The organism is Stenotrophomonas maltophilia (genome assembly GCF_039555535.1).
Taxonomy (GTDB): Bacteria; Pseudomonadota; Gammaproteobacteria; order Xanthomonadales; family Xanthomonadaceae; genus Stenotrophomonas; species Stenotrophomonas maltophilia_Q.
Map to the genome: position 1 here is coordinate 3631297 of NZ_CP154630.1, position 18972 is coordinate 3650268.

The window sequence follows — 18972 nt, forward strand, 5'->3', positions numbered from 1 at the left end:
TACGGGATCACGCCTCGCGCATGCGCCGGGCGATGGCACTGCCGGCCGCGATCGTAGCGGTCAGCGCCACCATCGACAGGAACTGCAGGCGGGTGTGCGACTCGCTCAGCAGCAGGCCGAAGATCAGCGCCAGGATCGCCAGCGCGCACACCGTCAGCCACGGGAAACCGGCCATGCGGAACGGCAGGCGGGTGCCCAGGCGGTCGGCACGGCGGCGCAGCACCAGCTGCGAGACCAGCGACAGCGTCCACACCAGCAGGCAGGTGGAACCGACGATGTTGAGCAGCACCGGCAGCACCCGGTCCGGGAACAGCAGTTCCATCACGGTGGCGGCGAAACCGAACAGCACGCTGGCCAGCACGGCAATCACCGGCACCTGGCGCGGATCGGTCCAGCCCAGCACCGCCGGTGCCTCGCGACGCTGCGCCAGCGAATACATCATGCGCGAGGCGCCGTAGAGGTTGGCATTGAGCGCCGACAGCAGCGCGATCACCGCGATCAGGGTGATGGCGGTGCCCGCGCCCGGGATACGGGCGATATCCAGCACCGCAGCGAACGGCGATTTCAGCGCCTCGCTGGTCCATGGCACCACAGCGATGATCACGCTCAGCGAGCCGATGTAGAACACCAGGATGCGCCAGGCCACCGTGCGGATCGCACGGGCAATGCTGCGTTCCGGGTCTTCGGTCTCGGCAGCAGCGACGGCCACGATCTCGGTGCCGCCAAAGGCGAACACCACCACCAGCAGCGCGGCACCGATGCCGGCCAGGCCCTTCGGTGCGAAACCGCCATGTTCGGTGAAGTTGCTCAGGCCCGGTGAGGTGACCTGCGGCAGCCAGCCCATCAGCAGCGCCACGCCGATGGCAATGAAGGCCAGGATCGCCGCCACCTTGAGGATGGCGAACCAGAATTCGAACTCGCCGAAGTTCTTCACCCCGAGCAGGTTGATCGCAGTGAAGAACAGCATGAAGGCCAGCGCCGCCATCGGTACAGGTACCGCTGGCCAGACGGTGGCCAGCAGACCGGCCGCCCCCACCGCTTCGGCAGCGATCACGATCACCAGCTGCACCCACCACAGCCAGCCCACGGTGGCACCGGCGGTGGCGCCCATGGCATCGGCGGCATAGACCGAGAACGCGCCACTGGTCGGTTTGGCCGCCGCCATTTCGCCCAGTGCGTTCATCACGATGATCACCAGCGCGCCAGCGACCAGATACGACACCAGCACCGCCGGACCGGCCGCCTGCACGCCCACGCCCGAGCCGAGGAACAGGCCGGCGCCGATGGCGCTGCCCAGGCCCATCATGATCAGCTGGCGGGGCTTGAGCGAATGCCCGAGGCGGGACGGCGAAGCGGTCGGAATCGAGTTGGGCATCGGCGGGGCTGGCGGCGGGCTACAGGGGCGACACCTTACCCTGTCCCATGCCCGCGGGGATAGGCACAGCGCAGCAGGCCGCTCAGGCCAGTGCAGGCTCGCCGACGTTGCCGCCGATACGGGCACGGTAGGCGCGCGGCGAGAAACCGGTTTCAGCCTTGAACTTGCGGGTGAAGGCGCTCTGGTCGCTGAAACCGCAGGCCTGGCCGATGCTGGCGATGCTCTCGTCACCGTGCAGCAGGTGCATGGCCATCTGGATCCGCAGCCGGGTCAGCACCTGCTGCGGGGTCATCTGGAACACCTTGCGGAAGCTGCGCTCCAGCTTGGACAGCGAAAAGCCGGTGATGTCCAGCAGAGTCTGCATGCGCACGTTCTCGGCGTAGTGCGCGTTGAGGTGGGCCAGTGCCAGCCGCAGCTGTTCGTACTGGGTACCCAGGCTGTCCTTCTGGCCAAGGTCGCGGGAAATGCCGATCAGCCCCTCGATGGCCCCATCGACCACCAGCGGGCGCTTGCAGGTCAGGCACCAGCCCGGTTCGCGGTTGGCGAACAGGTGCAGCTCCATCAGGTTCTCGATGACCTCACCGGACAGCACGCGGGCGTCCTGATCGACGTAGTCCGCACTGAGGCCGGTCGGGTAGATTTCGGCCGCCGTGCGCCCGATCACGTCCTTGCGCGCGCGCAGGCCCAGCCGCCGCAGCATGGTCTGGTTGACGTGGGTGTAACGCCCCTGGAGATCCTTGATGAAGAACAGCACATCCGGGATGGCGTCGAACAGGGCTTCGATGTCGGCGGGCTCGACTCGCATGCCGCAAGCATAGCCGAGGCCCCTTGCCGGTGCGATCACCCTTGCGGGACTTGCGCTTAACGCTGCCAGGTCCACCGTGGGGGCCAGCCCCGACTGGAGAACCGGCCATGCCCCGCGGTGACAAGTCCGCCTATACCGAAAAGCAGAAGCGCCAGGCCGAGCACATCGAGGACAGCGAGCGCGAGCGTGGTGCCAGCGAAAGCGCTGCCGAACGCATTGCCTGGGCCACCGTGAACAAGCAGGATGGCGGCGGCAAGCGCAGCGGCAGTGGGCGCAAGGTGGCGAAGAAGGCAGCGGCGAGGAAGGCCGCCAGCAAGGGCGCTGTGAAGAAAACAGCGGCGAAGACGGCGCCGGCCACGAAAAAGGCGGTAAAGAAAACGGTGGTCAAGAAGACCAGCACCGCCGCCTCACGTAGTGCTGCCGCGAAGAAGGCAGCGAAGACCCGTGCGGCGAAGAAGACCGTGCGCAAGGTAGCGGCGAAGAAAGCGGCACGTACCCGCACCCGCAGTTGAGCGCACCGTTCAGTGCGACAACGTCGTCATCCACGCGGCAACTTCGGCTGCCGCTGCATCAGCGCGCGCCTGCAGCAGCAGATGTGGGCCCTCCAACGACACATGGCGGGCATCGGGCAACAGGGCCTGCAGCTCGGCCACGCTGGGCGGCCACAGCAAGCGGTCCTGCGTGGCGTGCAGGCACAGCGTCGGCAACACGAGTTCCGGCAGCAGTGCACGAACGTCCACCTGCAGTGTCGCCGCAGCACGTTGGCGCAGGGTTGCAGCCGGTACCCGCGTGATTGCCAGGCCCAGCTCGCGCAGGTTCGCGCGCGTCCGCCACTGCCCCAGCAGCAGCCGGGCCATCAACGCGAGTGGCGGCAACGGCCACGCCGGAGCCAGTATCCGTGCGCTTGCCGCAGGCAGCGGCACCGGCCGCCGTGCGAAGGTCGTACTCAGTACCAACCCACGCAATCCAGGCAGCCCGGCCGCCGCCAGTTCAATGGCCAGTGGCCCGGCGAACGATTCGGCCAGCAGCACGAAAGGAGATGCGGGAAGCTGCGGGCGCAGGATCGACGCCAACGTGGTGTAGTCCTGTTGCCCCCGCGCGGGCAACGGCAGCACCTGCATCTGGATGCCTCGCGCCTGCATTGCCTCCACGAAGTGTGCCGACAGCAGGCTGGTGCCATCCAGGCCCGGCAGCATCACGACCGGCAGCATCACAGCATTCATCACGTTGATCACCCTTCAGGTTTCTTCGCACGGCTCCCTGCCTGCAGCTTCACTCATTGGCTCGACCCAAGGAAGTGCACGGCGGCGCACGCGGCGCTACGCTGGTGGTCCCGAGGGAACGGACAAGGCGGCATGCGCAAGCCACGCTGGCTCAGCTGGACCGGCATTGCCATATGCACACTCTATCTCGCGCTGACCGCCTGGCTGGTGCTCGATGCCCAGGCCAACAGCGATCCCAAGAGTGTCTACATCCTCATGCAGCTGCCGGTGATGCTGCAGACCGCAGCACTCGACGTCATCGGCATGGGTGGGTGGCTTTCCGGAAAGACCTGGACGACCGTCTACCTTCTGGTGATGCCCCCTACCCTGGCCGTGCTGTATGCCGTGGGGGCCATGCTCGGCAGTGTTCTTGAACAATGATGACGGTGTGCCCCTCTGTCTGGGCAGGCAATGGAAATACGGCCGCCCAAGGCGGCCGCATTCCTGTCACCGGGTCAGCAGCCTGCTCAGGCTGCGCGACGCGACACGGCTGAAGCCGCTGCGCCTTCCACCCTGAACACCGACACCGACGTGGTCAGTGCATGCGCCTGCTCCTCCAGCGCGCGGCTGGCCGCGGTCGCTTCTTCCACCAGTGCAGCGTTCTGCTGGGTCACCTGGTCCATCTGCACCACCACCTGGTTGACCTGCTCGATACCGGCCGCCTGTTCCTTGCTGGCCGCTGCGATGTCGCTCATCAGCTGGGTGGTGCGCGAGCTGGCCTGGGCCACGCGCGCAATGGCGGCTTCGGATTCAACGGTGACCGCCAGGCCACTCTTCACCTTGGCAGCGGCGTCTTCGATCAGTTCCTTGATCTCTTTGGCGGCCACGCCGGCACGCTGCGCGAGCGTGCGCACTTCGCTGGCAACCACGGCAAACCCACGGCCCTGCTCGCCCGCACGGGCGGCTTCCACCGCAGCATTCAGCGCCAGGATGTTGGTCTGGAACGCGATGCCGTCGATCACCGTGGAGATCTCCGAGATGCGTGCCGATGACTGATCGATCTCGCCCATCACCGATGCCATCTGTGCCATGGCCTGCTCGGTCTCGCGCACTGCGGCACCGGCGGCATGCGCTTCGCTGTCGGCCTGACGGGCCAGCTCGGCATTCTGGCGCACGGTGGAGGTCAGCTCCTCCATCGATGCTGCGGCCTCTTCCAGGTTGGCGGCCTGCTGCTCGGTGCGGCGCGACAGGTCGTTGTTGCCGGCGGCCAGTTCCTGCGCTGCGTTGTTGATGCTGTCGGCGGCCACCTGGATGCCCCGCACGATGCCGGTCAGCTGCGCGGTGGTTGTGTTGGCGTCGTCGCGCATGCGCGCGAACACTCCGTCGTACTCGCCCTCCATGCGCGCGGTCAGGTCGCCGTGCGAGATTGCACGCAGCACGTCGGAGACGTCGGCGATGCTGGCCTGCGAACTGGCCATCATGCCGTTGAGGTGCTCGACCATCGCCTTGAACTGGTACTGGAACGCTGCGGCATCGCCACGCATGCTGAAATCACCGGCGCGTGCGGCGCGGGCCAGTTCATCGATCTGCGCGTTGATCGCCATCAGGCTCTGCTTCACCGCCGCCAGGGTGCGGGTCAGTGTGCCCTTCTCGCCCGGGTAGTCCGGCAGATCACGGCTGAGGTCACCGATGGCGTAGCGCTGCATCACCTCGGCCATCAGCAGCTCAACCTGCACGTGCGATTCGACCAGGCTGTTGGTGGCCTGCACCATGCGGCCGAAATCACCGGGGAACGCACTGGCATCCATGCGATAGCGGATCGCACCGGCCTCATGCTGTTCGGCCATCTGCAGCTGCGCGCCGATCGCCGCCTGCACGCTCTGCCGCACGCTGGCCATCGCCTCGCCCAGCTGGGTCAGTTCGTCACGGCCACCAAGGCGGAACTCCTGGTCCAGTTGGCCCTTGGACAGGCGCTCGGCCAGGTTCACCGCGCGGGCCAGCGGGCCGGTCAGGCTGCGGCCGATCATCACCGAGGCACCGATGCCCACCAGCAGCGCGACGCCGCCCAGCACCAGCAGCTGCAGCAGGCTGCGCTCGCCCAGCCTGATCGCCTCGGCGGCTGCATCGCGGCTTTCCTTCTCTTCGAAGTCCACGCCATCGGACAGCGCCTTGTTCCAGCCATTGGCGGCTTCCTGCACCGGGCCCAGGGTCAGCGCCACGGCGCCCGGGTAGTCACCCTGCTCCATCAGTTCGCTGGTCTGCTTGTTGAGCGGGCGCGCGACGGCACGCTTGGCCGCGATGGTTTCCGCGATGGCCTTGCCCTGGGCGTCGCTGGGCAGCGCCTGGTAGGCGGTCCAGCTGGCCTCGTAGCGCTTGACCAGATCGGCGATGCGCTGCTCGTCGTGTCCGCGATCTTCGCCCTGGCGGATCAGCATCTCGCGGCGCACCACCATCATCTGGTTGTTGGTATCGAGCATCTGCGACAACAGACGCACCTTGGCCACGCTGATGTCGACCACCTTCTGCATCGCGCGCTTCTGCACGACACTGGCGGTGGCGCCGGTGGCCACCACGGCGGCAACCAGCAACAACAGCAGGCCAAAGCCCAGCCCAAGACGCCAGGCAACCCTGACATTCCTCAAGTAGTTCATCGGTACATCCAAAACGGGGGGATGCGCCCCTATCGGCCGCGCCGCCGGCATTCTTGACCGGCAACATGCACGGGCGTCGGCAGCCGTTCACCTTGGTGATGCCACGCACTACGCTTCTGCGACAAGGGCCCGGGCCACGCCAGGGCTACCCTGCTCATGCCGGCATCAGGATGCTTTCACGGGGGCTGCGCAGCCTCTGCGGGCAGGGTGGAGCTGCCATCTGCCGGAGACCTCCATGCCCGTACACCGCCCTGCCCTGCTCGCCCTGTCCTTGCTGGTGTCTCCCGCCTTCGCGCAGGTGCCGCCGCCGGCCCAGCTGCCGGAGCCCATTGCCGAGAAGGCCGGACCCGATACCGCGGCGCGCTCGCCGCTGCACGCCCAGGTGCTTCTGGATCGCGCCAATTTCTCCCCGGGCGAGATCGACGGTGAGGTCGGCAGCAATCAGCGCCGCGCGGTGTCCGGTTTCCAGGCCGCACAGGGGCTGACGGTGACCGGTGAGCTGGACGATGCCACCTGGAAAGCACTGCAGGCCGATGCGACCACACCGCTTGCCAGTTACACATTGACCGCCGATGACGTGGGAGGCCCGTTCCAGCCGGTCCCGAAAGGACCGGCCGCCCAGGCCAAGCTGAAAGCACTGGGCTACAGCAGCGTCGAGGAATCACTGGGCGAGCGCTTCCATGCCTCGCCGGCATTGCTGAAGGCACTCAACCCCGGCGTCGATCTGGCCAAGGCCGGCAACCGCATCCAGGTGCCCAACATCGCACCGGGGGCGTTGCCGAAGGCGGCCAGGATCGTGGTCGACAAGTCCGATTCCACCCTGCAGTTGCTGGATGCGCAGGGCAAGGTGATCGCGCAGGTGCCGGTCTCTTCCGGCAGCCAGCACGATCCGCTGCCGATCGGCGAATGGAAGATTCTCGGCGTGTATCGCGACCCGCCATTCCATTACAACCCCAAGCTGTTCTGGGATGCGCGCAAGGGCGACAAGAAGGCCACGCTGCCGCCCGGTCCGAACAATCCCGTCGGCCGGGTCTGGATCGATCTGTCCAAACCCCACTATGGCCTGCACGGAACGCCGGTGCCTGGCCATGTCGGCAAGACCGAATCGCATGGCTGCGTGCGCATGACCAACTGGGATGCGCTGCGTGTGGCCGATGCGGTGGATACCTCCGTTCCCGTGGTGATGCAGGAGTGAGCCGATGCGTCTTTCGCAGCTGATCGTGCTGGGCGTGCTGCTGGGTGTGGGAGTGGGCTGGTGGCTGCGCCGCGATGTGGGTGAACCGGTGGCCGTTGTGGCGCCCGCATCGCAACCAGCGGTGGCTGCTGCACCGGCGAAGGCGTCGGCAGTGCCGCACGTGAATGCTCCAGCATCCGCATCCTTGCCAACGTCAGCCAGCGCCAGCGATGCACCCGTGGATCTGCTGCTGCCGGTGCAGGGGGTACTGCCCTCGCAACTGCGCGACACCTTCACCGATGCACGCAGCGAGGGCCGCGTGCACGATGCAATCGACATCATGGCGGATGCCGGTACGCCGGTGCGGGCCGTGGCCGACGGCACGGTGGAGAAGCTGTTCGACAGCAAGCGCGGTGGGCTGACCATCTACCAGTTCGAGCCCAGCGGACGCTGGTGCTACTACTACGCGCACCTGCAGCGCTATGCCGATGGCCTGGCCGAAAAGCAGGTGATCAAGCGCGGCGAGGTGATCGGTTATGTGGGCAGCACCGGCAATGCCAGCGCGGAGGCCCCGCACCTGCATTTCGAAGTACACGTACTGGGGCCGGAGAAGCAGTGGTGGAAGGGGGAATCGATCAATCCGTATCCGCTGCTGAAATCGGCTGCTTCGACGCCCGGCGCTGCCAGCGCCGCAAGGTGAACGTGAACACCGCCAACGCGCCCCCAGGAATCAGCAGGAACAGTGCCGCCACCTTCCAGAAGAAGAACGGCCACAGCCAGACGTAGTCCAGGTCGGTCAGCTTCAACAGGTCCAGTGGGGGCTGCAGTTCGATCACGGCCGCCCTGCCCGCCAGCGCCGGGTCCACCTCCAGCACGGTTACCCGCAGCCATGAGCGTCCGCGTGGCAATGCATCGCCGCGGCCATAGCCGAAGTAGGACGCCGTGAGGCCGCTGGATTCAACCGATGCCAGCCTGCGGTTGATGCCCTGCCCGGCCACGCCCGAACGCTCTCCCGCGCGGAAATCTCCATGATCGGTGGGAGTATCGATGCGCAGCAGAACTTCAGGGTCAGCCTGAGTACCGTCTGCGGCATAGCGCAGTCGCAGCCGCAGTTGGTCATCGATGAAGCGGTAGACGGTGACCTCGGCCGTCGCGCCGGGGCTGAGCAGCAGCGGCAGGGTCTGGGTACGCGAGGCCAGATGGTTGGCGATCGCGCCGAGCGCCAGAACCGCGCAGGCGATGCCCCACAGGCTCCACAACACCCACAGGGTGACCCGCACCACGGTCTCGCCTTTCACGCTGACATCCTGGTCATCGCTTCGCTTCCTCGCCGGCACTGGCGACACAGTAACGAAAAAGCCCCGCGTTCGCGGGGCTTCTTCTTTCTGCGACGCCAGGCATGGCCCAGCGCTACCGGTCACTCACTCAGGCGAACGGATCCTGCAGGACCATGGTGTGGTCGCGGTCCGGGCCGGTGGAGACGATGCTGATCGGGCAACCCGCCAGCTCTTCCAGCGACCGCAGGTAGGCACGTGCGGCCGGCGGCAGCTCGTCCCAGTGGGTGATGCCGTGGGTGTTCTCGCTCCAGCCCGGGAACTCCAGGTACACCGGGGTGCACTCTTCCCAGCCCTGCGCGTCCAGCGGCGCGTACTCGGTACGCTTGCCGTTGTATTCGTAGGCGATGCAGACCTTCAGCTTTTCCATGCCGTCCAGCACATCCAGCTTGGTGATGCACAGGCCGCTGATGCCGTTGATGGCCACTGCGCGCTTCAGCGCGACGATGTCCATCCAGCCGCAACGACGCGGACGGCCGGTCGAAGCACCGTACTCGGCGCCGCGGTCACGGATGCCCTGGCCGACTTCGTCGTCCAGCTCGGTCGGGAACGGGCCGCCGCCGACGCGGGTGGCGTAGGCCTTGGCGATACCCAGCACATAGTCGATCGAATCGGCGCCGACGCCGGAACCGGCCAGCGCACCACCGACGGTGGTGTTGGAGCTGGTGACGTACGGGTAGGTGCCGTGGTCGATGTCCAGCAGCGCGCCCTGCGCACCTTCGAACAGCACGCGCTTACCCTGCTTGCGCAGGTCGTGCAGGATGCCGGCCACGTCGGACTTCATCGGCTGCACGTATTCGCCGAAGGCCAGCGCTTCGTCGAAGGTCTTCTGGAAGTCGACCGCATCGGTGTTCAGGTACTTGGTCAGCACGAAGTTGTGGTAATCCAGCGCGGTGCGCAGGAGTTCTTCCAGCTGCTTCGGGTAGTGCAGGTCAGCGATGCGGATGCCGCGACGCGCCACCTTGTCTTCGTAGGCCGGGCCGATGCCACGGCCGGTGGTGCCGATCGCCTTGCCGCCGGCAGCGCGCTCGCGCGCCTGGTCCAGGGCGATGTGGTACGGCATGATCAGCGGCGCGGCCGGGGAGATCTTCAGGCGCGAACGCACTTCCACACCGGAGGCTTCCAGCTCGGCGATTTCCTTCTGCAGTGCGGCGGGCGAGATCACCACGCCGTTGCCGATCAGGCACAGCGCATCGTCACGCAGGATGCCCGACGGGATCAGGTGCAGGACGGTCTTCTTGCCGTTGATGACCAGGGTGTGGCCGGCGTTGTGGCCGCCCTGGAAGCGCACGACGGCGCCGATTTCCTCAGTGAGCAGATCGACGATCTTGCCCTTGCCTTCATCGCCCCACTGGGCACCCAACACTACGACAGACTGACCCATGACGGGCTCCTCGATTTGTTGCGGCCATCGGGGCCGCGGACGGGTAAACCGTGGCGGGGCTGGCCAGCACCTGCAAGGCGGCTCCAAACGGGGAGCGGCCGGCGATGGAAGGCCCAGACACGGAAAAAGCCGAACGGGGAGGCCCGTCCGGCTTTTGTGCATTATCCGGGTTTCCGGGGTCGGGTGCCACCTTTCCGACGGACGGCTTCACCGGCCGGTCAGGCCGGCGTCTCATGTAGAGCCGAGCCCATGCTCGGCTGCCTTTCCGCCGCTGCGCGGCGCCGCCCGAGCATGGGCTCGGACGCTACAGGGCGGGGTTCAGTGCCGTGCCCACCACAGCAGGCTCAGGCCGGCCAGCAGCACCAGCCCGCCGAAGCTGCGCAGCGCCGGGCTCGGCATGTCCAGCAGGCGCTCGGCCATGCGCTTCCAGGCGAACGGTGCGACGAACAGGAACAGGCCTTCCAGCACCGCCACCAGGCAGACGGCGGCGAACAGATCTTTCATGGGGGGGACTCCGGAAAAAACACGGGGCCCGGCATTCAGCCGGGCCCCGTGGGGTAACGCCCTGCGACCTCAGCGGTCGTTCTTCAGGTACTGCAGGAACGGGTCGTTCTTGTCCAGCACGATCACGCCGTTGCCGTCGGTCATGGAGCCACGGTAGGCCTCCAGGCTGCGGTAGAACGCGTAGAACGACGGGTCGGCCGAGCCGGCCTTGCCGTAGATGCGGGCGGCGTCGGCATCGCCTTCACCGCGCAGGCGCTGGGCATCACGCTCGGCCTCGGCGATCAGTACGGTGCTGTCACGGTCGGCCTGGGCGCGGATGGTCAGCGACTGCTCCTCGCCCTCAGCGCGCAGCTTGGCGGCTTCCTGCTTGCGCTGGGCGCGCATGCGCTCGTACACGTCGTTGATCACCTGGCTGTCGGTCGGCAGGTCCACCTGCTTGATGCGCAGGTCGATCATCTGCATGCCCAGGCCGGCCACGGCTTCGTTGATCCCCTTCAGCTGCTCGGCGATCAGCTCGCTGCGGTCGCCGGAAACCAGCTGCTGCAGGGTGCGCGAGTTGATCTGGTTGCGCAGCGAGTCGGTGATGATCGGTGCCAGACGGGCATTGGCGATACGCGGATCGCCGCCGGTGGCACGGAAGTAGTCACCCACGTTGGAGATGTAGCCGATGGCGAAGAAGTCGACGCTGACGTCCTTCTGCTCAGCAGTGAAGTAACGCGCCGGGGCGGTGTCGAGCACCTGGAAGCGGCGGTCGAAGACTTTCACCGTTTCCACCACCGGCACCTTGAAGTGCAGGCCCGGCTTGATGTCCGAACGCACCACCTTGCCCAGGTTCAGCACCATGGCGGTCTGGTCCTCACGGACCACGTACACCGAGCCGAGCAGGCCCAGCACCACCGCCACGATCACGGCGATCCAGATAGGACTCTTCATCGGCTGCCCTCCTCACGGCCGCTCGGTCGCCCGGTCGGGCGGCCCACCGGCCGGCCCGGATCACGGGACTGTTCCACCGCTGCGCCCGGCAGCGACGGCATCACCACCTCCGGGTTGGTCACCCCCGGCGGGGCCGAGGTGGTGGGACGGGTATCGCCGGTCATCGGCACGTAGATCAGCTGGCGGCCATCGCCACCGATCACCTTGCGGTTCTCGCTCAGCACCTGCTGCACGGTCTCCAGCCACAGGCGCTTGCGGGTCACTTCCGGGGCGTCCTTGTACTGGGCCTGCAACAGGCTGAAGCGCTGCGCGTCACCCTCGGCCTTGGACACCACGGCCTGCTTGTAGCCTTCGGCGGTGGTACGGGCACGCGAGGCCTGGCCTCGGGCTTCCGGCACGACCTTGGCGGCGTAGGCCTGGGCTTCGTTGATCAGGCGTTCCTTGACCTGCTGGGCGCCATTGACCTCGTCGAAGGCCGGCTTGACCTCTTCCGGCGGACGGGCGTCCTGCAGGGTCAGGCCGGTCACGGTCAGGCCGGTCTTGAACGCCTTCAGCAGCGCCTGCAGGCGCTCTTCGGCGGCCACGGCCAGCGGGCCACGGTTGTTCAGCACGGCGTTGAGGTCGGCGCGGCCGACTTCCTCGCGCACCGCGCTCTGCGCCGACTGCTCCAGCACCTGGTTGGCATCCACGGTGCCGAACAGGTACTGCTGCGGGTCGTCGATGCGGTACTGGACGTTCAGCGAGACGTTGACGATGTTCTCGTCGCGGGTCAGCACCGGCACCTGGATCGAGAAGGTCTTGATCTCGGTGGCATTGACCTTGGTGACCGATTCGATCGGCCACGGCAGCTTGAAGTTCGGGCCGGGCTGCAGGATGCGCGAGAACTGGCCGAAGCGCAGCACCACGCCACGCTGCTGTTCGCCGATCAGCTGGAAGCTGGAGAACAGCACCAGCAGCACCACGGCCGCCACCACCCAACGCACGATGCCGCCGTCGAACAGGTCCTTCAGTGGTCCGGGCAATCCGCCCCAGCCACCACCATTGCCACCGCCGCGTGACCCGAACGGCCCGCGTCGATTGTCCTCGGGGCCTTGTCCGCCCTTGTTGCCGCCGGGTGTATTCCAGGCCATGCACGCTCCATCAAGATTTGGGCTGCGGCACGGGCCCTTCCCGCACCGCCAGCCGTGAAACCATCACCGATCATACAAGATGGGGCGGATCGGCAGGATCGAAAGGGGGGCTACGGGGTAAGGTGGCGTTTTCCTCGAAGTCAGGCAACGCCGATGGCCCCCACCACCCCGTTCACCGCCTTCCGTATCGAAAACGACGACGCCGGCTACCGCAGCGGCCTGGCCCAGCTGGGTGTCGACGACCTCAACCCCGGCCAGGTGCTGATCCGCGCCCACTGGTCCTCGGTCAACTACAAGGACGCCCTGGCCGGCACCGGCAAGGGGAAGATCCTGCGCCGCTTCCCGCTGGTCGGGGGCATCGACGTGGCCGGCACCGTAGTCGCCAGCGCCGATCCTGACTGGCGTGAAGGCGACGCGGTGCTGGCCACCGGCTGCGGCCTCAGCGAAACCCGCGACGGCGGCTACAGCCAGTACGTGCGGCTGGAGTCGCGTGCGGTGATCGCCCAGCCGGCCGGGCTGACCCCTCGCGAGGCGATGGTGCTGGGCACCGCTGGGTTCACTGCGGCGCTGGCCCTGCTGCGCATGCAGGACAACCGGCAGACCCCGGAACTCGGCCCGCTGGCGGTCACCGGTGCCAGCGGCGGTGTCGGTGCGCTGGCGCTGTCGATCTTCAGCCGTGCCGGCTACGCCGTCCACGCTGTCAGCGGCAAGCCGGACCAGGCCGATTTCCTGCACAGCATCGGCGCCTCCGAGGTACTGCCACGCGAGGCACTGTCCAATACCGGCCCGCTGCAGTCGGCACGCTTCGGCGGTGGCCTCGACAATGCCGGAGGCGACATGCTGGCCAGCCTGCTGGCGCAGACCGTGCCCTACGGCAGCGTGGTCAGTGCCGGTCTGGCCGCCAGCCCGACGCTGGACATGACCGTGATGCCGTTCATCCTGCGCGGTGTCTCGCTGCTGGGCGTGTCCTCGGCCAATGCGCCGCGCGGGCTGCGCGAAGAGGTGTGGTCGCGACTGGGCAGTGACTGGAAACCGCAGCACCTGGACCGCATCTGTACTGCCGAAGTCGGCCTGGATGGCCTGCCCGCCGTGTTCGAGCGGATGCTGGCCGGCGGCTCGCTGGGCCGCACCGTGGTGCGGATCGACTGAACGTCGCAGGCAGGCGACGGACGGCAGGCGGTCCCCTCCCGCCGGTAATGTGCCCGCACTACACTGCGGGCATTACATGGGGAACAACATGGCACGCATTCTGATCGTCGACGACTCACCGTCGCAGCTGTTGGGGATACAGCGCATCGTCGAGAAGCTCGGGCACCAGATCCTGACCGCCACCGATGGCGCCGCCGGGGTCGAAACCGCCAAGGCCGAGCTGCCCGACCTCGTCCTGATGGACGTGGTGATGCCCAACCTCAACGGCTTCCAGGCCACCCGCACCCTCGCCCGCGACGAGGCAACCCGCCACATCCCGGTGATCCTGGTGACCACCAAGGACCAGGACACCGACCGCATGTGGGGCATGCGCCAGGGCGCCAAGGCCTACATCACCAAGCCGTTCTCGGAAGACGAACTGTCCGAAGTGCTGGAACGGGTGTTCGCCGGGCAGGGCTGAAACATTCCGGTGGGTGCCAACCTTGGTTGGCACGCCTTGAACGGCCGAAAAGCGTGTGGCCCCAGGTCCGCCCCCACCAGAATCCACCTCAGATCGTTTCGCCGAACGCCTTGGCCAGGTTCCGGTATGCCTTCTTCTGCGCCTCATCGGTCGCGGCCGGGGCCACGATCTCGATCTCGACGATCTGGTCGCCATCCGGATTGCCCGGCAGGCCACGGCCACGCAGGCGCAGCTTGCGCCCGGCATCGGAATCGGCCGGAATCTTCAGCTCCACCGCACCGCCCAGGGTCGGCACGCTGATGCTGGTCCCCAATGCGGCCTGCCACGGTGTGACCGGCAGCGTATAGAGGATGTTGCGGCCATCGACCTCGAACTGCGGGTGCGCGGCGTACTCCACTTCCAGCAGCAGGTTGCCGCCATGATTGCCCTGCCCGGCCAGCCGTATCACCTGGCCCGGACGGATGCCCTTGGGCACGCGCACGTCCAGCTGCTTGCCGTTGACGGTGATGCGCAGGCTGTCACCGTTGTAGGCCGCCTCCAGCGGTACCGACAGCTTGGCGCGGGTATCGCGATTGGGCGCATGGCCCTGGCTGCTGAAGCCCGGCCCGGGACCAGCGCCGCCACCGCCACGCTGGCGCGCGAACAGGCTTTCGAAGAAGTCGCTGAAGCCGCCGTTGGGGCCGCCGCCGCCGAACACTTCCTCGAAATTGAAGCCCCCGGCGCCGCCGTAGTTCGGCGGCACGTTGAACTCCTCGCCCGGGCGATAGCCCTGCGCGCGCAGCTGGTCGTAGGCCGCGCGCTTCTCCGGATCACGCAGCGCCTCGTAGGCCTCGTTGACCGCCTTGAACTTGTCTTCGGCCCCGGCCTCCTTGCTGACGTCCGGGTGGTACTTGCGTGCCAGCCGGCGGTAGGCGGTCTTGATCTCCGCCTCGCCCGCGCTCGGTTCCACCCCCAGGGTGGCGTAGTAATCCTTGAATTCCATCCATCTACCTCGATTCGCTTCGGCCGCGCCGGTGGCGCCGCCCCGGGTTCATTCTACGCGCCGGCGATGCTACGCCGCCCCTCGTGCGGCCCTGGTGAGGCCGACTGATCCTGCGCAATGCGGCTGCCATCCCCATGCCCCAGGCTGTGACTGGAAGCCTGCCCCGCCAGGCCTGAAGATGGGGCCTGCACGCCGGTTTTCCAATGTCTTGACGCCCCTGTCCCACGCCGGCCTCTAGCCTGCCCCTGCAAGGAGTCCACCATGACCATCCACGTTGGCGACCGCATTCCGGAAGTGACCCTCAAGCGCATCCGCGAGGGCATCGAAACGCTCGATACGCATTCGCTGTTCGACGCGCGCAAGGTGGTGCTGTTCGCCGTGCCCGGTGCGTTCACCCCCACCTGTTCGGCCCGTCACCTGCCCGGCTACGTCGAAAAGTTCGAGGCCTTCCGCCAGCGCGGCATCGACGTCTACTGCGTGGCGGTCAACGATCCGTTCGTGATGAAAGCCTGGGCCACCGACCAGCACGTGCCCGACGGCCTGCTGATGCTGTCCGACGGCAATGCAGAACTGACCCGCGCGCTCGGCCTGGAGCTCGACGCCAGCGCCTCGGGCATGGGCATCCGCTCGCGTCGCTTCGCGCTGTACGTGGTCGATGGCGTGGTGCGCGCCGCCTGGGTTGAACAACCCGGCCAGTTCGAAGTCTCTTCAGCCGAGTACGTGCTGGAGCACCTGCCCACCTGATTCTCCACCGCAAAAGGAAACGGCCAGCCATGTCCAGCAAGCCAGCCAAAGCCCCCAAGCCCGCCGCGAAGGTTCCCGGCATCAGCGACCGCAAGACCCTGCGTGATCGCGCCCGGCGCAACATCGAGGATGGCGCGATCACCGACAGCTACAGCGCCGACCGCAAGGTGGTGATCAAGCTGCTCAACGACGCGCTGGCCACCGAGTACGTCTGCGTGCTGCGCTACTACCGGCACTATTTCATGGCCAAGGGCATGCTGGCCGATGCGGTGAAAGCCGAGTTTCTCGAGCATGCACAGCAGGAACAGGCGCACGCCGGCAAGCTGGCCGAGCGCATCGTCCAGCTCGGCGGCGAACCTGATTTCAACCCCGATACGCTCACCGCGCGTTCGCATGCCGAGTACAAGGAAGGCAGCGACCTGCGCGACATGGTGCGCGAGAACCTGGTGGCCGAGCGCATCGCCATCGACAGCTATCGCGAGATGATCAACTTCATCGGCGACCGCGACACCACCACCAAGCGCATCCTTGAGGAAATCCTGGCGCAGGAAGAGGAACACGCCGATGAATTCGCCGACCTGCTGGATGGGTGGATCGGGGAATAGCGGTTACGCCAAGGGCTCGCGGCCATCTACGGTGTTGTAGGGCCGAGCCCATGCTCGGCTTACCTCTGCATGCACGTCGCAGGAGCAGCCGAGCATGGGCTCGGCTCTACAACAGCGTGGCAGACATACGGGACGTGCCAACCAAGGTTGGCACCTACCGGAGTACGGTGAACCGCACCTGCGTCCACGCGCCGTCGGCCGCCAGTGCGGTCAGGGCATGCGCGCCCGGTTCGGCGAACTCGCGCTGCATCAACTGCGCACCATGAGTCTGCGCGATCCAGCGACCGTCCAGCAGCCAGTCCACCGTCTGCTCGCTGCCCAGCGCGCGCAGCTGCAGGCGTACGCCATGTTCGGCGTTGGGTGCACGCGCCAGTACGGCGCCATCATTGAGGCCATCGATGTGCAACGCGACGCTGGCCTCACGCCCATCATCACGGCAGTCCGGCGACAGCGCCGGCAGCTGGGAGGCCTCGCGCGTGGCCTTGGGCAGCCACGGTGACAGCAACGCTGGCCAGCGCGCGATCTCGCGCGCGACTTCTTCGTGCGGCAAGCGGCAATCGGCTGACACGCGCAGACCGCTGCGGGCGTCTGCCAGGAAACGCTGCCGCCCCGGCTGCCAGCGTCGTGCCTCGCGCTCGGGGAAGGTCGGCGGTGCTGCGCCATCGAGCAGGTAGGCCGACATCCTGCGCTGGCAGAGCGCAGCAGACAGGTCTTCGGCACGCTCACCGGTCGGCCAGCAGACGTCTTCCTGGCTGACGCTGGCCGGCATCGGCGCGGACGCCGAGTCACCGCGTTGGCGTGGCAGGCTGTCCACCACCTCGAACATCAGTGGCAGCGCGGTGACCGCGCCGTACTGGCCCGGCAGAGGCGTGCCGTCCGGCCGGCCCACCCACACGCCCACGGTGTAATGGCGGGTACTGCCGATGGCCCACGCATCGCGGTACCCGTAACTGGTGCCGGTCTTCCACGCCACGCGCGGGCGGCCACCGACATCGAACGTACCGACGCTGTACCCCGGGCGCGGATTCGATTCCAGCATCTCGCGCACGATCCAGCTTGCGCCGGGCGAAGCGAGACGTCGCTCGATCATCGGCTCGTCATCGGTGTAACGCACGCGCCCGGCGATGCCATTGCGGTTGAGCGCGGCGAACGCGCCGACCAGATCTTCCAGCCGCGCGCCGGTGCCGCCCAGGATCAACGACAGGTTGGGCGTGCTGCCCGGCGGAAAGCGCAGCTGGATGCCGGCATGCGACAGGCGTGCGGCAAAGCGCGCGGCCCCGACCCGCTGCAACAGGTCCACCGACGGCACGTTGAGTGACAGCCGCAATGCGCTGGAGGCGCCAACAGGCCCATTGAAGGCCATATCGAAATTGCCCGGGCGATAGCTGCCGAAACTCTGCGGCGCATCGACCAGCAGGCTCTCCGAATGGATCAGGCCATCATCCAGTGCCATCGCGTAGAGAAATGGCTTGAGCGTGGAGCCGGGCGAACGCCAGGCCTGCACCATGTCCACGTGGCCAAGCCGCTGGCGGTCGCCAAAGGACAACGTACCGACATAGGCACGCGCCTGCAGGGTCTGGTTGTCGACCACCAGCAGCGCGGCCGAGGTACGCTCGGGCAGCGTCGAGAAATAGCTGGCCACGCGCTCTTCCAGCGTGCGCTGCAGGCCGATGTCGATGCTGCTCTGGATGCGTGCCTGGCCCGGATGCGCCGAATGCAGGCGCTGCGCCAGCAGCGCGGCATGCAGCGGCGGCCGCAGCGAGCGCGCCACCACGTTCTCGATGCGCGCGTCTTGCACCTCTTCCGGTGTCCACGCGCCCAGTTCGGCCATGCGGGTCAGCACCTTGTCACGCGCCTTCTGCGCCGCTTCCGGGTGACGATCCGGGCGCAGCCGGCTCGGTGCCTGCGGCAGCACCGCCAGCAACGCGGCTTCGGCATGCGACAGCTGCGCCGCCGGCTTGCCCAGATAGGCCCAGCTGGCCGCTTCCACGCCCTCGATGGTGCCGCCGTAGGGCGCGCGCTCCAGGTACAGGGCCAGGATCTGCTGCTTGCTCAGATGCACTTCCAGCTGCACCGCGCGCAGCATCTGCTTGAGCTTTCCCCAGGGCGTGCGCGTATGCGGATCGAGGATGCGTGCGACCTGCATGGTCAGGGTCGAGCCACCGGAGACGATGCGGCCGCCGCGCAGCAGCTGGCCGCTTGCCCGCAGGATCGCCAGCGGATTGATGCCCGGATGGCGCCAGAACCAGCGGTCTTCGTAGGTCAGCAATGCCTGCAGGTACAGCGGCGAGACGCTGTCGATGGAAGCCGGATAGCGCCACACGCCCTCGGCATCGGGGAACGCACGCAGTGGTGTGCCGTCTGCAGCCACCACCAGGGTGCTGGTGTCGCGCTGCTTCGGCAAGGGTGGCGGGAAGGCGAAATCCAGCACCAGCAGCAGCGCCAGCAGCGCCGCGGTACCCCAGCGCAGCCACGGCCACAGCGGCTGCAGCCGGCGGCGCAGGGCCGCCAGCCGGTTTTTCATTGCGTCTTTCATTGCA

19 protein-coding genes are annotated in these 18972 nt (G+C 67.2%); 8 read left to right on the forward strand and 11 right to left on the reverse strand.

The features are described 5' to 3' along the window. Nucleotides 1–7: 7 nt before the first annotated feature. Both AASM09_RS16880 and AASM09_RS16885 read right to left on the reverse strand, forming a co-directional pair. Complete coding sequence (locus tag AASM09_RS16880) at nucleotides 8–1375, reverse strand: amino acid permease (protein ID WP_049429964.1); 1368 nt, start codon at nucleotides 1373–1375, stop codon at nucleotides 8–10. A gap of 82 nt (nucleotides 1376–1457) precedes the next feature. Then, the gene (locus AASM09_RS16885; RefSeq protein ID WP_049429965.1) at nucleotides 1458–2180 is read right to left on the reverse strand and encodes a helix-turn-helix transcriptional regulator; all 723 of its coding nucleotides are present in this window, start codon (nucleotides 2178–2180) and stop codon (nucleotides 1458–1460) included. 107 nt (nucleotides 2181–2287) lie between these two features. On the opposite strand from AASM09_RS16885, the gene AASM09_RS16890 reads away from it, so the two are divergent. Continuing rightward, entirely contained in the window at nucleotides 2288–2692 is a 405-nt protein-coding gene (locus AASM09_RS16890; RefSeq protein WP_049429966.1) for a hypothetical protein, read from the forward strand. Nucleotides 2693–2701: 9 nt separating this feature from the next. Here the strand turns inward: AASM09_RS16890 and AASM09_RS16895 are convergent, their stop codons facing one another. Further along, a complete protein-coding gene (locus AASM09_RS16895; protein ID WP_049429968.1) occupies nucleotides 2702–3403 on the reverse strand; it encodes a serine aminopeptidase domain-containing protein in 702 nt (233 codons plus the stop codon). Between the two features lie 132 nt (nucleotides 3404–3535). Here AASM09_RS16895 and AASM09_RS16900 point away from each other — a divergent pair, with 132 nt between their 5' ends. After that, entirely contained in the window at nucleotides 3536–3823 is a 288-nt protein-coding gene (locus AASM09_RS16900) for a hypothetical protein (protein ID WP_049429967.1), read from the forward strand. An 86-nt stretch (nucleotides 3824–3909) separates the two neighbouring features. On the opposite strand, the gene AASM09_RS16905 is transcribed toward AASM09_RS16900, so the two are convergent. After that, nucleotides 3910–6033 (reverse strand): methyl-accepting chemotaxis protein, encoded by a 2124-nt coding sequence (locus tag AASM09_RS16905; protein WP_100443653.1) that lies wholly within the window; start codon nucleotides 6031–6033, stop codon nucleotides 3910–3912. A 235-nt stretch (nucleotides 6034–6268) separates the two neighbouring features. Here AASM09_RS16905 and AASM09_RS16910 point away from each other — a divergent pair, with 235 nt between their 5' ends. Next, nucleotides 6269–7228 carry a L,D-transpeptidase family protein gene (locus AASM09_RS16910; RefSeq protein WP_049427622.1) on the forward strand — a complete coding sequence of 320 codons (960 nt, stop codon included), beginning with the start codon at nucleotides 6269–6271 and terminating at the stop codon, nucleotides 7226–7228. A 4-nt stretch (nucleotides 7229–7232) separates the two neighbouring features. Beyond that, nucleotides 7233–7907 carry a M23 family metallopeptidase gene (locus AASM09_RS16915; protein WP_049427621.1) on the forward strand — a complete coding sequence of 225 codons (675 nt, stop codon included), beginning with the start codon at nucleotides 7233–7235 and terminating at the stop codon, nucleotides 7905–7907. Here the strand turns inward: AASM09_RS16915 and AASM09_RS16920 are convergent. The 5 genes from AASM09_RS16920 to hflK all read right to left on the reverse strand — a co-directional run bounded on the left by AASM09_RS16920 (nucleotide 7843) and on the right by hflK (nucleotide 12492). After that, the gene (locus AASM09_RS16920; RefSeq protein ID WP_049427620.1) at nucleotides 7843–8505 is read right to left on the reverse strand and encodes a hypothetical protein; all 663 of its coding nucleotides are present in this window, start codon (nucleotides 8503–8505) and stop codon (nucleotides 7843–7845) included. The genes AASM09_RS16915 and AASM09_RS16920 overlap by 65 nt on opposite strands. A gap of 127 nt (nucleotides 8506–8632) precedes the next feature. Beyond that, nucleotides 8633–9925: an adenylosuccinate synthase gene (locus AASM09_RS16925; RefSeq protein WP_049427619.1), complete on the reverse strand. Its 1293-nt coding sequence runs from the start codon at nucleotides 9923–9925 to the stop codon at nucleotides 8633–8635. 318 nt (nucleotides 9926–10243) lie between these two features. Continuing rightward, nucleotides 10244–10429: a DUF2065 domain-containing protein gene (locus AASM09_RS16930; protein ID WP_049427618.1), complete on the reverse strand. Its 186-nt coding sequence runs from the start codon at nucleotides 10427–10429 to the stop codon at nucleotides 10244–10246. A gap of 69 nt (nucleotides 10430–10498) precedes the next feature. Then, nucleotides 10499–11362 carry a protease modulator HflC gene (hflC, locus tag AASM09_RS16935; RefSeq protein ID WP_010482785.1) on the reverse strand — a complete coding sequence of 288 codons (864 nt, stop codon included), beginning with the start codon at nucleotides 11360–11362 and terminating at the stop codon, nucleotides 10499–10501. Further along, nucleotides 11359–12492: an FtsH protease activity modulator HflK gene (hflK, locus tag AASM09_RS16940; protein WP_100443654.1), complete on the reverse strand. Its 1134-nt coding sequence runs from the start codon at nucleotides 12490–12492 to the stop codon at nucleotides 11359–11361. The genes hflC and hflK overlap by 4 nt, the downstream gene beginning before the upstream one ends. 153 nt (nucleotides 12493–12645) lie before the next feature. On the opposite strand from hflK, the gene AASM09_RS16945 reads away from it, so the two are divergent. Both AASM09_RS16945 and pilH read left to right on the forward strand, forming a co-directional pair. Beyond that, nucleotides 12646–13641, forward strand: a complete 996-nt coding sequence (locus tag AASM09_RS16945; protein ID WP_049430077.1) for a YhdH/YhfP family quinone oxidoreductase — start codon at nucleotides 12646–12648, stop codon at nucleotides 13639–13641. An 88-nt stretch (nucleotides 13642–13729) separates the two neighbouring features. Beyond that, nucleotides 13730–14101 carry a twitching motility response regulator PilH gene (gene pilH, locus AASM09_RS16950; RefSeq protein WP_005410644.1) on the forward strand — a complete coding sequence of 124 codons (372 nt, stop codon included), beginning with the start codon at nucleotides 13730–13732 and terminating at the stop codon, nucleotides 14099–14101. A gap of 88 nt (nucleotides 14102–14189) precedes the next feature. On the opposite strand, the gene AASM09_RS16955 is transcribed toward pilH, so the two are convergent. After that, the gene (locus AASM09_RS16955; RefSeq protein WP_043399085.1) at nucleotides 14190–15083 is read right to left on the reverse strand and encodes a DnaJ C-terminal domain-containing protein; all 894 of its coding nucleotides are present in this window, start codon (nucleotides 15081–15083) and stop codon (nucleotides 14190–14192) included. A 261-nt stretch (nucleotides 15084–15344) separates the two neighbouring features. Here AASM09_RS16955 and AASM09_RS16960 point away from each other — a divergent pair, with 261 nt between their 5' ends. Both AASM09_RS16960 and AASM09_RS16965 read left to right on the forward strand, forming a co-directional pair. Continuing rightward, nucleotides 15345–15827, forward strand: coding sequence for a peroxiredoxin (locus tag AASM09_RS16960; protein ID WP_049430076.1), 483 nt, complete (start codon nucleotides 15345–15347; stop codon nucleotides 15825–15827). Between the two features lie 29 nt (nucleotides 15828–15856). After that, nucleotides 15857–16432: a ferritin-like domain-containing protein gene (locus AASM09_RS16965; protein ID WP_049430075.1), complete on the forward strand. Its 576-nt coding sequence runs from the start codon at nucleotides 15857–15859 to the stop codon at nucleotides 16430–16432. 154 nt (nucleotides 16433–16586) lie between these two features. On the opposite strand, the gene pbpC is transcribed toward AASM09_RS16965, so the two are convergent. Then, entirely contained in the window at nucleotides 16587–18968 is a 2382-nt protein-coding gene (pbpC, locus tag AASM09_RS16970; protein WP_049430074.1) for a penicillin-binding protein 1C, read from the reverse strand. Between the last annotated feature and the right edge of the window lie 4 nt (nucleotides 18969–18972).